This is a genomic window from Clostridium sp. LBM24168, assembly GCF_052953915.1.
The window spans coordinates 2,103,136-2,118,570 of the sequence record NZ_CP196861.1 but is presented as its reverse complement, the minus strand read 5'-3'; the positions used below and the strand labels follow the sequence as shown (position 1 = coordinate 2,118,570).

The 15,435-nt window shown below is 37.1% G+C and carries 21 protein-coding genes; 20 read left to right on the top strand and 1 reads right to left on the bottom strand.

The genetic code is table 11. The features are described from left to right. Window positions 1-3: 3 nt before the first annotated feature. The 11 genes from ACSVC9_RS10440 (at window position 4) to ACSVC9_RS10390 (ending at window position 10,442) form a co-directional block, all read left to right on the top strand. Window positions 4-429: a hypothetical protein gene (locus ACSVC9_RS10440; RefSeq protein ID WP_446897432.1), complete on the top strand. Its 426-nt coding sequence runs from the start codon at window positions 4-6 to the stop codon at window positions 427-429. 2 nt (window positions 430-431) lie between these two features. Beyond that, window positions 432-1,262: a hypothetical protein gene (locus ACSVC9_RS10435; RefSeq protein WP_446897431.1), complete on the top strand. Its 831-nt coding sequence runs from the start codon at window positions 432-434 to the stop codon at window positions 1,260-1,262. Between the two features lie 6 nt (window positions 1,263-1,268). Beyond that, window positions 1,269-1,607: a hypothetical protein gene (locus ACSVC9_RS10430; protein ID WP_446897430.1), complete on the top strand. Its 339-nt coding sequence runs from the start codon at window positions 1,269-1,271 to the stop codon at window positions 1,605-1,607. Window positions 1,608-1,610: 3 nt separating this feature from the next. Next, window positions 1,611-3,038, top strand: a complete 1,428-nt coding sequence (locus ACSVC9_RS10425) for a phage tail sheath family protein (protein ID WP_446897429.1) — start codon at window positions 1,611-1,613, stop codon at window positions 3,036-3,038. Between the two features lie 11 nt (window positions 3,039-3,049). Beyond that, window positions 3,050-3,466, top strand: a complete 417-nt coding sequence (locus ACSVC9_RS10420) for a phage tail tube protein (RefSeq protein WP_446897428.1) — start codon at window positions 3,050-3,052, stop codon at window positions 3,464-3,466. A 71-nt stretch (window positions 3,467-3,537) separates the two neighbouring features. Then, window positions 3,538-4,212, top strand: coding sequence for a hypothetical protein (locus ACSVC9_RS10415; RefSeq protein ID WP_446897427.1), 675 nt, complete (start codon window positions 3,538-3,540; stop codon window positions 4,210-4,212). Between the two features lie 79 nt (window positions 4,213-4,291). Continuing rightward, complete coding sequence (locus ACSVC9_RS10410) at window positions 4,292-4,762, top strand: phage tail assembly chaperone (protein ID WP_446897426.1); 471 nt, start codon at window positions 4,292-4,294, stop codon at window positions 4,760-4,762. A gap of 146 nt (window positions 4,763-4,908) precedes the next feature. Further along, complete coding sequence (locus ACSVC9_RS10405; protein WP_446897425.1) at window positions 4,909-5,937, top strand: hypothetical protein; 1,029 nt, start codon at window positions 4,909-4,911, stop codon at window positions 5,935-5,937. Window positions 5,938-5,948: 11 nt separating this feature from the next. Next, window positions 5,949-6,812: an HNH endonuclease gene (locus tag ACSVC9_RS10400; RefSeq protein ID WP_446897424.1), complete on the top strand. Its 864-nt coding sequence runs from the start codon at window positions 5,949-5,951 to the stop codon at window positions 6,810-6,812. A gap of 234 nt (window positions 6,813-7,046) precedes the next feature. After that, window positions 7,047-10,256 (top strand): transglycosylase SLT domain-containing protein, encoded by a 3,210-nt coding sequence (locus ACSVC9_RS10395; protein WP_446897423.1) that lies wholly within the window; start codon window positions 7,047-7,049, stop codon window positions 10,254-10,256. Between the two features lie 12 nt (window positions 10,257-10,268). After that, complete coding sequence (locus tag ACSVC9_RS10390) at window positions 10,269-10,442, top strand: hypothetical protein (RefSeq protein ID WP_446897422.1); 174 nt, start codon at window positions 10,269-10,271, stop codon at window positions 10,440-10,442. Between the two features lie 3 nt (window positions 10,443-10,445). On the opposite strand, the gene ACSVC9_RS10385 is transcribed toward ACSVC9_RS10390, so the two are convergent. Then, a complete protein-coding gene (locus ACSVC9_RS10385; RefSeq protein ID WP_446897421.1) occupies window positions 10,446-10,706 on the bottom strand; it encodes a hypothetical protein in 261 nt (86 codons plus the stop codon). Window positions 10,707-10,817: 111 nt separating this feature from the next. Here ACSVC9_RS10385 and ACSVC9_RS10380 point away from each other — a divergent pair, with 111 nt between their 5' ends. From ACSVC9_RS10380 to ACSVC9_RS10340, 9 genes are all read left to right on the top strand, one after another. Further along, a complete protein-coding gene (locus ACSVC9_RS10380) occupies window positions 10,818-10,967 on the top strand; it encodes a hypothetical protein (RefSeq protein WP_446897420.1) in 150 nt (49 codons plus the stop codon). A 31-nt stretch (window positions 10,968-10,998) separates the two neighbouring features. Beyond that, a complete protein-coding gene (locus tag ACSVC9_RS10375; protein WP_446897419.1) occupies window positions 10,999-11,463 on the top strand; it encodes a DUF4190 domain-containing protein in 465 nt (154 codons plus the stop codon). A 100-nt stretch (window positions 11,464-11,563) separates the two neighbouring features. Beyond that, window positions 11,564-11,710, top strand: a complete 147-nt coding sequence (locus tag ACSVC9_RS10370; protein ID WP_446897418.1) for a toxin-antitoxin system HicB family antitoxin — start codon at window positions 11,564-11,566, stop codon at window positions 11,708-11,710. A gap of 127 nt (window positions 11,711-11,837) precedes the next feature. After that, window positions 11,838-12,035: a hypothetical protein gene (locus ACSVC9_RS10365; RefSeq protein ID WP_446897417.1), complete on the top strand. Its 198-nt coding sequence runs from the start codon at window positions 11,838-11,840 to the stop codon at window positions 12,033-12,035. Window positions 12,036-12,086: 51 nt separating this feature from the next. After that, window positions 12,087-12,905 (top strand): hypothetical protein, encoded by an 819-nt coding sequence (locus ACSVC9_RS10360; protein ID WP_446897416.1) that lies wholly within the window; start codon window positions 12,087-12,089, stop codon window positions 12,903-12,905. Between the two features lie 59 nt (window positions 12,906-12,964). Beyond that, complete coding sequence (locus ACSVC9_RS10355; protein WP_446897415.1) at window positions 12,965-13,675, top strand: LysM peptidoglycan-binding domain-containing protein; 711 nt, start codon at window positions 12,965-12,967, stop codon at window positions 13,673-13,675. Continuing rightward, the gene (locus tag ACSVC9_RS10350) at window positions 13,672-14,637 is read left to right on the top strand and encodes an XkdQ/YqbQ family protein (RefSeq protein ID WP_446897414.1); all 966 of its coding nucleotides are present in this window, start codon (window positions 13,672-13,674) and stop codon (window positions 14,635-14,637) included. Before ACSVC9_RS10355 ends, ACSVC9_RS10350 begins: the two co-directional genes overlap by 4 nt. After that, window positions 14,630-14,986: a hypothetical protein gene (locus tag ACSVC9_RS10345; RefSeq protein ID WP_446897413.1), complete on the top strand. Its 357-nt coding sequence runs from the start codon at window positions 14,630-14,632 to the stop codon at window positions 14,984-14,986. Before ACSVC9_RS10350 ends, ACSVC9_RS10345 begins: the two co-directional genes overlap by 8 nt. Beyond that, window positions 14,979-15,434 carry a DUF2634 domain-containing protein gene (locus ACSVC9_RS10340; RefSeq protein ID WP_446897412.1) on the top strand — a complete coding sequence of 152 codons (456 nt, stop codon included), beginning with the start codon at window positions 14,979-14,981 and terminating at the stop codon, window positions 15,432-15,434. The genes ACSVC9_RS10345 and ACSVC9_RS10340 overlap by 8 nt, the downstream gene beginning before the upstream one ends. Window position 15,435: the final 1 nt, after the last annotated feature.

Sequence of the window (15,435 nt, the reverse complement as noted above, 5' to 3'; positions counted from 1 at the left end):
TTTATGGGAACAAAGGTCAATGATTTTATAGAGCATAAATTAAGTGGAATGCAGAGCTTGCTTAACAATAAGATAAGACCATTATTGGTTAACGAAGCCAAATCAAAGGCTTATTGGAAGGATAGAAGTGGAGATGCTAGAAGAGGTTTGAAAGGTGGAGTGGAAGTTAAAGGTAAAAAATATACCTTATACTTGGCTCACAGCGAAGAATATGGACAATGGCTGGAGGAAGGTACCGGAATATACGGACCAATGCATAGACCTATAGTTCCGGTGAATAAAAAAGCCTTGAGTTGGGTTGATGAAGATGGAAAAAGGCATTTTGCCAAGAAGGTAAAAGGAATGAAACCTATGCCAATTTTAAGAGATACCCTAAAAAATAACAAAAGCAATGTAGCCAATGAAATAATCAGGTATTGGAGTGAATAGATATGAGATCAGGAATAAGGCAGAAATTAATAGACAGCATCCCGGAACTTAGTAATAAATGTTATGAACCCAATGTTCCGACAAAAGATACTCCAAAACCTTACGCAGTGGTGTTGCAGGGTGATGATACCGACAATGGAGAGGTAGTTGGATTCAAGAGGACCATAGAAGTATGGTTGTATGAAGAGAGGACTACCTTTAAGAATCTTGACTCATTGGGTGATAAAGTGATAAAAGCACTGGACATGCAGGTTATAGAGGATTCCAAGACAAATGAGACATTTACCTGTATCTTTGATGGCGCCATAGGACAGGATACTGTGGATCTGGAATGGGATGCCATAGCAAGAGGGCTTAAATTTACTGTTATAGCCCTGCATGAAGATGATGAATCTCCTGTAGATCCATGGATTGAAGCTGTGTCCAGTTATATAAATAATCTTATAAATATTCCTGTGTATCCAGACTATTGGAGAAAGAATTTTGCGGTACCTTCTGTACTTTGTAGAATTTTGAAAGTTGAACCTGCGCCTGCAACATTGGGGGCAAATAAAATATTGAAGACTATACGGTGCCATTTTGTAAGTAGAAACAAAGGAGAAGCCAATAGTTTTATTTCTACTGTGGAAAATGAGCTGATCCAGGATACAAAAATACCTTTGGATATCCAGGATAGAAGGTACTTAACTATAAGCAGCATAAGAGAAGATAGAGAAGCAGACCCACTTACGGTGGGTCAACTAAGCATAGATTTCTTTAGGTTTGAAAGTATTAATAGAAAAAATATTCCTGTCATGAATAAAATTGAGGGCAGGGGAACGATAGAGGAGTGATAAATTATGGCAGATACAAATAATCCGGAGGTTAAAAAGAATGATGCATCTGGGAAAGAAACACCGGTTTCAAATGCAAATACAAGTGCCAAGTCCAATACTACAGTATCAAACGGTAGCACAAAATCAAGCACACCAATAACGCCGACACCCGTGGTCAAAATGGCCATACCTCAGCAGGAGGTTAAATATCCTATAGAGGATTTAATAGAAAACAGCAAAGCACTTACTGGCTATGGAAAAGAAGTAGCAGTCGGTGCTTTATTTAATTGCAAGGAAAAGGAATTGACAAAAGCTGATTTCAAAAAGGCAATAGATGAATTTCTAAAAAGGAAGGTGAAATAATATATGGCTACAGGAACATGGAGTGAAACACAAAAGCCGAGCATACCTGGAATGTATAACAGGTTTATGTGGGCTGCTGAAAATACACTGTCCCAAGGGACAAACGGTATTGTTGCAATGCCGGTTAAGAGTGATTGGGGACCAGTAAAAGAGGTTGTATCTGTTACAAGTATTCCAGAATTAAAGAATAAATTTGGTTCCAATATGGATTTGACGGCTTACAGGCTTGGAAGATTGGCTTTATTAGGAAACCCAAAAGAACTTTTACTTTATAGACTGGCAGACAGCAATGCCAAGGCTGCAGACATAAAGCTTAAAGATACTACTGCCGATACTCCGGTGGATGTTATAGAGCTTGAAACAATATATCCTACAACAAGAGATTTTAATGTTTCTATAAAAGCCGATATAATTTCAGAGACTGTGACTGATATTACTCTATATGAGGGAGCTGAACAGCTTTATGTATTTAAAGTATCTGGTACCATAGATGATATTGTGAACAAAATAAACAGTAATGACAACAATGTATGGCTGAAAGCCAGTAAACTTGCAGACGGTAATGTTCCATTGGCAAGTATAGTAAGCCAGCCATTTACGGGTGGAAACAATGGCATAGAAGATATAACCAACCAGGGCTATATTGATGCCATGGCTATATTTGAGGGCTATAAGATAGATGCTTTTGCACTGGATGGTACCGGGGATACAGCTTTGCAGATGAGTGTACAGGCATGGATTGATAAAAATAAAGAAAACGGAGCAGATGTGATTGCCTATGTGGGTGATGGCGGCAATGTCGAAACCACACTCGACGATATAAATTCACAAAGTAAAACATTCAATGACGAGGCTGTTGTGAATGTCGGGATAAATGGAATCTATGAAGGTGTTAAGTACACTCCTGCAGAGGTTGCATGTTATATAGCAGGGCTTGGTACTGGCAAGGGAATAAAGGAAAGCATTGTGAACGCAAAAACTATATTTGAGGATGTAAGTCCCAAGTTGAGCAAAACGCAGGTCGAAGCAGCACTTGCAGCAGGTACACTTGTACTTGTCAACGAGCAGCAGAGTGTGATAGTTGTAGATGATGTGAATACTCTCAAAACTTTCAAGCAGGGGCAGAGCGAAGCCATGGGCTATATAAGGGCTGTGAAGTTTTTATATACTGTTGACAAGGATACGAGCGCAAAGAGAAGCGACTTTATAGGACAGACTGGCAATGATGATATAGGCCAGAAGGTTGTTATATCTGCACTAAAAAAGTATTTTGAGACATTACAGGGTGCCGGCATAATAAAGGATGATTTTACTGTTGAGATAGATAAAGACATGCAAGCTAATGCCAAAGATGATGAGTTTTACTGGAAATGGAGTGCAACTTACGTAAATGTCATGAAGAAAATATTTGGAACAGGATATGTTCAATAGGAGGGATAAATATGTATAATGCTTTAGAACCAGGAAGAGTTGTGCATGGCCGTTTCGGGCATGTACTTATAGATGGAGTTGAACAGACCAATTTGCAGGAATGCACTGCAGAAGTTGAACCTGATATAAAAGAGCTTAATTTTTTGGGGCAGGACTGGACACAGTACAAAACTGGTACGCTTAAAGGTTCCGGGACCATGAATGGTTACAAAGTTACCAGTGACATGATAAAAAGAGGTTTTAAAAAATTTGAAATAATGACAAGCCTCGAAGATCCGGAAGCTTACGGTTATGAAACAATAAGGGTAAAAAACTGCATGGCTACCAAGCTTCAACTGTTGAATTTAAAAGCAGGGGATGTAATAGAGGAGGAAACACCATTCAATTTTGTGGGTTATGAACTTTTAGATCCTATAGAAGCCGAGTGATACAAATTCCCCTTTTTAACAAATTATGCTATAATTTTATTAATATTTTGTTAATAAAGGGGAATGGTTATATGGCAAAATTAAATAAAGATAAAGTTGTGCCAGCATTAATTTTGATAGCAGTTATTGTAATTGCAAGTAGTATATTTACTATACTTGATGAAAGAAAAGATTCAGATGCTTTGAATACTGCAAATGTTCAACAAGTGGAGAAACCTAAAGTTGAGCAAATAAATCTTTCTGTAGCAAATGATACAAAAGATGCGAATTTATCAGAAAGTGTTGCAGGACTTAATGCTCCAGCGCAGAACATAAAAAAAATCCAGGTACAATTAATTGGTGCTGAATTTGGAGAGTATGACAGTGATATAGGCAATGGGCTAAAAACGGAGACACCAGAACAGGCTGGAGCCAGAGGCGGAAGCACAGGGGCAGTTAAATCTGTAGATGATGATGCCAAAAAGAAAGATGCAGTTTTAGCACTGTATTTCAAAGGTAAACTATTGTCAGGCACAAGCCCCAGGGATTCCATAAAAGGAGATTTCCCTATAACCGTGAAAGACAATAAAAATGATGAAGCAACTGTACTATATAATTCGCTGAAAAATTCCTATATTGGTGTAAAGGGTGATACCTATGGTGTTATGCTGTTTGCTGTTTATTCAGACAGCACAAATTTTTACGTCAATATAAATAATAAAAACTATGATATTACTATGTCACAATTGAATTACATTAAAAAATAATTTGAGAATATTTATTGAAAACACTTGCTTTTACAGCAGGTGTTTTTCTTATATAAAAAATAAAGAGGAGAGGTTAGTAATGAACAAAATTAACAATAAAAATTCAAGTATTGAACTGGATAATATGAGTGAGGATCAGATAATAGAGAAGCTTTTAAATACTCAAAAAGTACCTACGAAAACTGTATTTATTGAGAGGCTTGGTATTCCAGTAAAATTGAAAGCATTGACAGCCAAACAAGTATCAAGGTTTAGGGACGAGTGCACTTATGTAGAGAAAATACGGGGGAATGAGATAACAAAGTTTGATAATGATAAATTCAATGTTGGGTTAATAGTAAAATCGACTGTTTCACCTGATTGGGGCAATAGCAAATTGTTAGCTGCTTTACATGTAAGTGATGCGGAGGAAGTATTGCAGAGAAAATTGCTTGCCGGTGAATTGACTGTTTTAGGTGATGAAGTTCTGGATCTTAGTGGATACAATGATGGTTTCAAGGATGTGGAAAAAATAAAAAACTCATCAAGTCCAGATACAAACTTAGATTGATGAATTTCCTCTGGGTAAGGCATAATTTAAGGTTCAGAGAATTTTACAACATGCCTTACGAGGAACAACTAATGTATTTGGGCAGCGCTGAACTTGAAATGGAGGCAGAGGAAAAGTTAAGAAAGAAGTAAAGGGGAGGTGTAATTATGGCTGAAAGAGAAATATATCATCTTGATATTGTAATTGGTGTTAAAGGTGATGATGATACTAAAAAGAGACTTAGTGCCATGGACAAATACCTGGCTAGTATGGAGAAAAGAGCCAGGATATTGAATAAAATAAATGCCTCTCCTGCTGTAAGAATAAATGATAAAATAACCAAACAAATGGAAAAGATAAATGGTGGATTGAAAAAGTTAAACAAAGCCGCCGTTAACCCTATAGTACAAATAAATGATAAGGCAACAAAACAGTTAGAAAAGATAAATGGAAATATAGGAAGATTTAATAAGATGAAAGTTGCTGTAACGACTTCTATAATAGATAAAATATCAGGGCCGGTAAGTAAGATCAAAGGTGGACTGGATAGATTAAACAGTGCCGGAGTATTTGTAAAAACAAATATCATAGACAGAGTATCCGGACCAACCAAAACCATACTGTCAGGTCTTGGCAAGATAAAAGGCACTGCATGGTCAGCTACTGTTACTATCAAGGATAAAATTTCTTCTGGATTAGGTATTATCCGAAGAGGTATAACCAAGACCATGGGTATGGCCGTATCTTTACAGGGAATACTTCTTGGTGTCGGCGGAACATGGGCGGGTATAGTCCGGCCAATGCAGATATCTGGGGATTTTGAACAAACACAGATGGCATTTACTACAATGCTGAAAAGCGCGCAGAAAGCTAATTCATTTTTATTTCAAGCTCAGAATATGGCAAATGCAACACCATTTGAGTTCCCACAGTTGGCTGATGCAAGTAAAAAAATGCTTGCCTTTGGGTGGAATGTAAAGCAAATACTTCCGGATTTATCTACTATTGGTGATGCTGCTTCCGGATTGGGGCTTGGTGCTGATGGTATAAATCAGATCACGCTGGCACTCGGTTTAATAACGCTATTTGGCCGAGTTATAAATCGGATAAAAACGGTGAAATCTAAAGATTTTATAATAAAATTGCTGGAGGCTATTTATTACAGCAGTCCTCAATTTATAGTACAATTATATTGAGGTGTTTTTTTATGTTAAAAAAGTGTATTAATTGTGGCAAGGAGTTTAATATACCTCCTTCACGATATGATAGAATAAAGTTTTGCTCAAGAGAATGTAGAAAAGAATATACTAGGACTACAATTAAGTGTGCCTATTGCGGAAAAGAATTTGAAGTATATAAAAGGGATTTGCCACGCAAAAAATATTGCTCAAGAGAATGTGAATATAAGTCTATGGAAAATAAGGAAGAGTATACATGTGAAGTATGTGGCAAGAAATTCTTTAAAGTACCTTCAAGAGTGAGACATAGGCATGTTTATTGTAGTCACGAATGTGCTGCAATTGCAATGCAAAATAGAGAAACAAAAAAATGTGTAATTTGCGGTAAACAAGTTACTAGACCCAAAAGCCAATTTAAAAACGTTGCATTATGTAGCAAAGAATGTACAAGCAAATATTATAGCTTAATAATGAGTGGTGAAAAACATCCATTATTTAATAGTATAAAAATGAAATGCTGGGTATGTGGCAAAGAATTTTATGAACCTAAAAGTAGAGTTGACATTGGAAAAGGCAAGTTTTGTTCCAAAAAATGTAAGTATGAATATTTTAGTGAACATTTTGCTGAAACATTAAATCCTAATTGGCATGGAGGAGCTAAAGACTATAGAGGGCCTAATTGGAAGAATCAAAGGAAAAAGGCGCTTATTAGAGATGAATTTACTTGCCAAATATGCGGAGCTACTGAAAATATACAGGTTCATCATAAAAAGGCCTATAAGAAATTTGATGGCAACTGGAAAGAAGCTAATAAATTGAGTAATCTTATTACACTTTGTGGTTCTTGTCATTGTTCAATAGAACCACGAATAAAAAAGCATAAATCTAAGTAATGAAATCCATGGTAATACCGTGCTAAACTTATAGATTGCGAAAGGCTATAAGTAGTGTAGAGCGTAGAGGGTGAATAAATATAATCCCTCCACGAGTACCCGACAACTAATATTAAAGGTTGTCTTTTTTATTGGTTGAAAATGTACGCCGAACTAACCATGAATCGACATGGTGTAATGGAGGAAACTCCTAGATTATGAGGATAAAAAGCCTTATAGATAACAAAATTGCAGATGAAAGCAAAAGGAAGAGTACAAGGTGATGAGATGCTTCAACTAACTGAAGCTGGAGTTCCGGCCACCAAGATACTTCAGGAGCAGCTTGGACTAACTGCAAAACAAGTCGCCAATATAGGTGATGCAGGGATCAGTTCAGATAAGGCCATACGTGCGCTGCTTACTGGCATGAATAAGAGATTTGGTGGAATGATGCAGAACCAGGCTAAAACTGCACTTGGATTAATGTCCACTCTTAAAGATACATTTGAAAATAAACTGATGAATCCATGGGGACAAGGATTGTGGAGTGGAATAAAACCTGGATTGACAAAAGTCGCTGACTGGCTTGATAAAAATGATAAGAAAGTCACTGAATTAGGGAATTTGTTCAAGAAAGCAGGGCATAATGTAAGCTCGTTTATCGGAGGTGCCCTCGAAGATTCGCAGCGAAGATTGGATAGGCTTATGGACAGTAGCCAGTGGAAAAATGCTGATCTTGGAGGGAAGATAACTTTATCCTGGGATAAAATTGTTGCTGAACCTTTTAGCGCTTGGTGGAATGGTCCGGGTAAACCTAAAATAAATAGAGTTGCCGCAGATATGGGATCGGCAATTGGTGGTACTTTGGGCAGTGGAATTACATCATTACTGGATGCACTTGGTGGAAAAGAGGATAAAGTTGGTGCATCTGGTACTTCAGCAGGAACAGCGTTCACAAACGCATTTCTTGAAGCCTTTGATACAGGAAAAATAGTTGATAAACTCTTTAGTGCCTTCAAAGATTCTAATATTAATGCTTTAAAGAATCATGATGCAGCAAGTATTACTAAAGCAGGAATAATGGACTATATAGTATTTAGTGTGCTAGGTGGTAAAACATTATTAAAAGGTGGGGGAAAGCTATTCAACTGGTTAAGGACAGGAAATACAGCTGGTAAAACCGCAAGTGCAGCAGGTACAGGGGCAAAGACGGCAGAAAGTGTTTCAGGAATAGGCAAAATAGCGAATGCATTGAAAAAGATTGGATCTATTACAAATTCCAAAGCATTTAAAGCATTGCCAGTAGTAGGCCCACTTGCTGCTGTTGCTACGTCTGCGTATGCTGTAAGTTCATCCTCTGATAAAGCAAGAGCAGCCTCTGGAGAATTTGGAGGAATAGCTTCAGGATTAGCTGCAGCTAAGCTAGGAGGAATGGCAGGATCAGTTTTTGGACCAGTAGGTACTGGAGTTGGTGCTTTAATAGCAGGCATAGCAGGTACTTGGGCTGGACACAAAGGAGCAACAACATTATATGATAAATACAATGCAAATTCATCAACTAATAAGGTCCCGAATGGATTCAGCAAAAGTTTCAATGACCTGACTCAAACCAACATGAAGAATTTAAATACAACAAAAGCACTGGATAGATCTCAGACGGGTATTACAGTACAGAGTAATGCCTATAGGGGAACTCTTAGCAATCTATTGAGTAGTACAGGCCTTACGGCTGATTCCCAAGGGAGATTGAGAGATGCAAGCGGTCAATATCAAGGTTCATTGGGTGATTTGCTTACAAGTACAGGGCTTGTTATGGATTCACAGGGTAATTTGTTGGATGCTAATTCATTGGTACAGGATTCACAGGTAAACCTGGCTCTTTCCATGGACAATCTTTCCCAAACAGTAAGTAATCTGGATGGAAATATGGGAGGCATTGGAACACAGCAAAGTAGTGGAATATGGGGGAAAGTTAAAAACTTCTTTGGATTTGGAGACAAGACTCAATCATCAGGTTCTACTATTATTAAGAATCAGCAAAATAGCAATTCTGGAGGATATAATTTTTTATCCGGTTTAACAGGCAAGAAATATGCAAATGGAGGTATTACGTCAGGACCAGAGATTAGTATTAGAGGTGAAGCAGGTACCGAAGCCATAATCCCACTTTCACCTAATCGAAGAAACCGAGGTTTAAGCCTCTGGCAACAGGCAGGGAAAATGCTTGGTGTAAGAATGTTTGCCAATGGTGGTATTGTAGGAAATGGTTCTACTGGTGGTTCTAAAGTTGCAAAGGCTACTGCAAATGTATCAACTTCCATAGCTTTAGGAGACAATGCTTTATCCCAGTTTAAACAGTATGGCACTAAAATAAATACGAACCTAAGTACAGGGATAGAACAGACAAGACAGATACCAAATACGTCTATAAATAAAGTTATGACCTCCTCAAAGGCTATTTTAAATACGTTTTCCAAGCAGGGACATTTATATGGAGTTGCAATAAATAACGATATAGCAGCAGGAATACGTTCGAGTATGGGCAATGTTACAAGCGTAGTAAAAATGCTCACAGACAAAGTTATAACCGAGTTTAAGAATGGATTTGAAATACACTCTCCGTCTGCGGTTATGACTAGATTGGCTAAATTTATTCCTGCCGGAGTTATAAAAGGAATGACATCCGTAGATATTAAAGCATTTATAAAGAATTGGATCGGGGATATTGGTTCAATGGCTGGCGGTATGAGTGGCAATGTATCTGGATGGCTTACGGCTGCACTTGGAATAACCGGTACTCCAATGAACTGGTTATCTGGGCTATTGAGACTTACACAAGCTGAATCCGGAGGGAATCCAATTGCCGTAAATCCGCAGGCTGTTAATGGAGAACATGCCACTGGATTGTTGCAGACACTAGGCTCCACATTCAGACAGTATGCTGTAAAAGGGCTTGATAATATATTGAATCCTATTGCAAACGCAGCAGCTGCCATAAACTATATAAAATCCACTTATGGGAGCGTGTATAATACGCCACTATTCAAGGGTGGAAGTTATGTAGGATATGCAACCGGTACAGACAACGCAAAACCCGGACTGGCAAGAATAAATGAAAGAGGCTGGGAATTTGTGGACTTTACCGGAGGAGAAAAAGTATTGAATCATAATAAGTCCGTTGGACTAATGGAGAGAACAGCAAATTCTTTAAATAGAGTAAAAAGTGCTGTATCTAGCCTTGGAATAGGGAATACAGAAAGCAGAGATGTTCCAGAAAGCTCATCTAATCCAATGTATTATACTTCACAACCGCAGATGGCTATGGCTGGAGGTTATCAGGGAGACATAAACGTGGATGTGGAAAATACTTTTAATGACAGCACAGATGTTGATGAAATAGTTGAAAGAGCAACGGTACAGTTTGCAAGACAGCTAAAGGCGGCCTTGCTGAATAAGAAAAAATAAGGAGTGATGATGATGGAAGATCAAAAACTGAAATTAAATTTGAATTCAGCAGAACTTGATTTAATTAATAAAATAAGTTCGCAGATTATAGATAGTATTATAGAAAATGGCCTGAATACAAGACAAGTAGATGCACTGCTTGAATTGATTCAGGCTCAAGTTAAAGAATGTAAATTAAATCATTAGGAACTATCCCCATATTGTGGTTCCTCCAGGTATACCAACATAATTAGAATCCTCAGCATCTGTTATAGTTACTACGCTATTGTTTTTATCAATTTGACATTTAGCAGATGCTGAAGTAATTAAAATGTTGTTATCTGTGTCAAGTTCAACAACTGCAACTTTTCTATTATTGAATTCGACCATGATTTTATTGTGAGCTGACCACAAAGTGTATGATGAAGAAGCACTTTTTATAGTCCATTCTCCTAATTGTATATTAGCCATAGTTTATCACCTCCTTACAGGTGATAATTCTACAAATATTATAAAGTTCCCTTTATTGGCAAATTATGATATAATTTTATTAACATTTTGTTAATGGGGGGGATTCTTAAGATGGAGACTAAGGAGGAAATTAAAAGTAAAAAAGGCATTGTATCATTGATCTTAGGGATAATAGGGCTTATAGCCTGGTTGTTACCTATAATTGGCGCACCGGTAACTATTGTTGGATTAATTCTAGGCATAAAAGGGGCGCAGTACTAATCGTAAAAAATTAGCTACAGCAGGAATTGTTTTGTGTATTATCGGGTTATTTGCTACTGTTGTGAATGGAGCTATAGGAGCATATAAAGGATCTACTGGTACATTGTTTAATTCAAATATAAGCAATAGTGCATCAAATAATACTCCAGTAAATACAAACGAATCAAGTCAAAGCGTTGGCAAAGTTACGTTTTGCGAAAATATAGATAAGGATCTTAATCCTACTAATACTAAAGAGACTTTTAACGTGAATAGTCAATTTTACGCTCGATTTGACAATAAGGCTCCGTTTAAAGCTTCAAAGTTAAAATTATCTATCTATACAATGGATGGCAATTCTCAAAGTACATTTTATACTGAAGAGCAGGACATTGATCAGGACAATACTATTTTAGCCATACCATTAAATATTGATACAGCAGGAAGATATAAGATTGCTATAACACGTTCATCTGATGACCAAAAGCTTGGAGAAGGTGAAGTCACAGTACAATAACCTAAAAAGAATCACTTAGGTGGTTCTTTTTTAGTGAAAAATATTTAACCTCTTGACATTTGCAGTATTGCAGTATATACTAAGTGCAGGAGGTGAAAACATGACAGAAAAAACTATCACTATACGAATTGATGACAACTTGCATAAAGATATAAAGATAAATATTGCTAAAAAAGGAATTTCACTTAAAGATTATATAGTAGGACTTGTTAAAAAGGATTTGTATGGTGAAATAAGTAAAAAATAAATGAGATAGTCTCTCTTGTAATTTGGCGATTACAGACTATCTCATACAGAGATTACTCTCTATGAAATATTATATCATAGTTAATAATCTCACTCAATGAAATAAAAATTGAAAGAGAGGATATAATATGGAAAATAATTTAATGGTTTTTGAAGAACAACAGGTTGAAGTTTTTGAATTGAATGGTATTGCATATTTTAATCCGTATCATGTAGGAAAGTGCTTAGAAATGGCAGAAAGTACAGTTAGAAATTATTTGTCCAAAATGAATACTAATCAAGTAAGATTGCTTAAAAATTCAGATGTCCATTTAAAGGACATCTGAAAATTAAATAATGCGGGTGAAAAATTTCTTACAGAGAGTGGAGTTTATAAGTTGGCTTTTAAAAGTAACAAACCTAATGCAGAAAAATTTTCGGATTGGGTAACTGATGAAGTTCTCCCTTCCATAAGAAAAACAGGATTTTATTCAACAGAGAAGGCGGAACAACTTAAAATTCAGGAGCCATATAAATTAATCAAGAAGTTCTACAATGGCAATCCGGTTATGGTATTGAAGGACTTGGAATTTGTTACAGGGATTCCGCTTCACACTATAAGTTATCATCTTAGAAATGATAAGAACTTTACTATTGATACCGACTATTTCTTTTTGGAAGGTATTGAACTTAAGAAATTTAAAAAAGACAATAAGCTTTCTCCATGGATAGGTTCCTTAATTGTTATTTCCAAACAGGGAGTTGATAAATTGCTGAATATATTATTGCTTAAACCTGAAGGGGAATTAAGAGAAACATTTGAAAGATATTTTGAGTTAGAGAACCAAGCGCCACAAGGTAAGAATAAAGCACCAGTTCTGGAACAGCTTCAGGCTTGCAAGTTTATTGCTGATGATATGAAGGTTGGGGAGGCAGTAAAAATGTCTATATATAGAATGATTTGTGAGAAGAATGGAATTGATACTGCTGTTGTGGATAAGATAGAGCATAATAAAAAACTGGATATGGAGCTTAGAGAAATTGCAATGCAATATGGAGTATATTTATTAGAACATTTTACAACTCATGAAATAATAGATATGAAAAATCAATGGGTTTATGATAATAATGTTAAATCAGAGAAAGTTAAAACTTATATGGTAAAATTGTTTGATGGCATTATTAAAATATCAACAAAAATAAAGAAAACAGCTTAAAACGGAGCACTTACTTTTATAGTAGGTGCTTTTATTATACCCGAAAAGAAGGTGATACCATGAATTCTACAGCGCTTATGGAGGCAGTCAAACTGCTGAATGAATTTACAACCATGATTATACCTAATTATGATGTCTACCTTACGAATACAGCAGACAATGACACTTTCCATTTTCCCGTAAATCCATTCAACTATTCCATGGATCACGATAAAAAATATAACACTGTTGAAATAGTGGACGTGGGAGAGGCTGACGTACCCGACAAGGGAACCAAGATACAGAAAATAACCTTTGATACCATATTCCCAAGAGAGTACGATTCATATTGCCGGTATCAGGACATTCCGAGTCCCAAAAGTGTTATGGAGAAATTGAAGAAATGGCAGGAGCAGGCACAGCCACTTAGATTGATTATTGACGGTGTGGGACTGAATGAACTTGTTATAATCGACACCATGCCTGAAAAAGAGGAACCTGGAGAAATAGGGGACAAGTACATTACAATGAACTTCAGGACCTACAAGGAAGTTAAGATTGAGCTGTATAATCCGGCCAAGGCAACTTCTACAACACTAAAGAACAACAGGACAGCAGCAGTCAGTACCAAAGGTACTTATGTTGTAAGATCCGGGGATAATCTCTGGAGCATAGCAAAAAAGTATTACGGAGATGGAGCAAAGTGGCCTACCATATATTCCAAGAATAAGTCTGTTGTAGGTTCCAACCCAAATCTAATTTATCCGGGACAAAGGCTGGTGATACCATGAATATAATTTTGAATGAAAAATATGAACTGAAGAATGTAAATGAGGGAATAACCTTGCAGGAAAGCCTTGACAGCATTGCCTACAGTGCCACCATAATTCTTCTGGATACTGACGAATTGAGAAAACTGAACATAAAGAAAAAAGACAGACTGAGGATAGTCGATATACATGCCGAGAAGAATCAGCCCACGAATCTCTTTGACGGTGTTGTGTGGGAAGTTGTAAGAAGTAAAAAGAACAGGACACTTACTATAACCGGCAGGGAGAGGACTGTATTTATGGAGGAATCCGAGGATGATTTCCTTTTACCTGCAGGGCAGACTGCTACACAGAGGATAACAAAGTATGCCAAGGACTGGAATATACCTATAGCAAGTCTTATTGACACCAAAATAAAGCTTGAAAAGGCACAGCAGGGAGGACAAAAGTTGCTTGACCGTATAGATGCAGACCTTAGAGAAACCGCACAAAAAGGCGGTAATCTATATAAAATAAGGATGCTTGACAAATTAAATATCATCCAGCTCGGCAGCAATAAAAATATATGGAAGCTTGAGACTGTCGCAGATGATATCGAAACTACAAGCAGTCTTGAGAGCGCAGTTACAAGGGTGAAAGTTTTAGGCCAGGACAAGGATGACGGGAAAGCTACTCCTGTTATAGGTACTTATTCTAAGGACACTGATAAATACGGTACTCTGCAGAAAATCCTCCAGGATGAAAAAGTTACAAATGCCACCCAAGCAAAAGCCAAGGCTGCAAATATGTTTAGTGACGGTAAGGAAGTAATCCATATAACCTGCAACAAGGATATAAATACCATAAGATCCGGTGATGCAATAATGGTGGATGGTGTTATATGGTATGTCATGGACATTACCCACAACATGAATATACCGTATACAATGGACATAAATGCAGGAACACCACTGTATATAAGGAGGGCGTTTTACAATGAATAGCGAAAATGAAATAGCCGATCTGGTTAGTGTCATGCACGGAAACAGTAGAGAAATTGCCGGAAAAGTAGTGAACAATACCGGATTCAGTATGGCACTTGGTATTATTACAGAAACTGGACTTGTATTGGATAATTTTAAATATGAAATAACCAATTATATGGTGCTCGACTATCTGGCAATGGACAAGGACTATTTTACCGGAACTGATGTGGCAGGTGGAGAATACAGCCATTCACACAGGGTAAAAACCCCGGATGGATTGAAACCTTTGAATGTAGGTGACAGAGTGATTGTTGCCACAATAGGGGCACAGAATATAGTTGTGGGGAGAGTGAAAGCAAATGCCTGATTTATTTCCCTCTGATGTGAATTATTCTGACGATCCATTGGAGAATATTTCTGATAGCGATACCGAATACAAAGGCTCCTACGAGTTTGACTTTGACAAAGGCGAATTTGTAAAGAACCCTGACGGGACAATAAAGAAATGTAATGATATAGAGGCATACAAGCAGTGGTGCCAGCTTGCAATGTTAACTCCCAGAGGGCTGCTTGGATACAGTGATCTGTTCGGTCATGAACTGAATACTCTGGCAGGTACCCAATATTCTAAGGGTGCTGTAGAACTTGAAGTTAAAAGAATGACAATGGAGGCACTTATGGTACATCCAAGAACCAAAGATGTTACAAATTTCAGTTTTGCATGGCAGGATAGTGGAGAATTGTATTATGAATATACTGCAATTACTACAGGTGATATTTCTATAGATTTAAATAATACAGTTAAGGTGGGGTGAT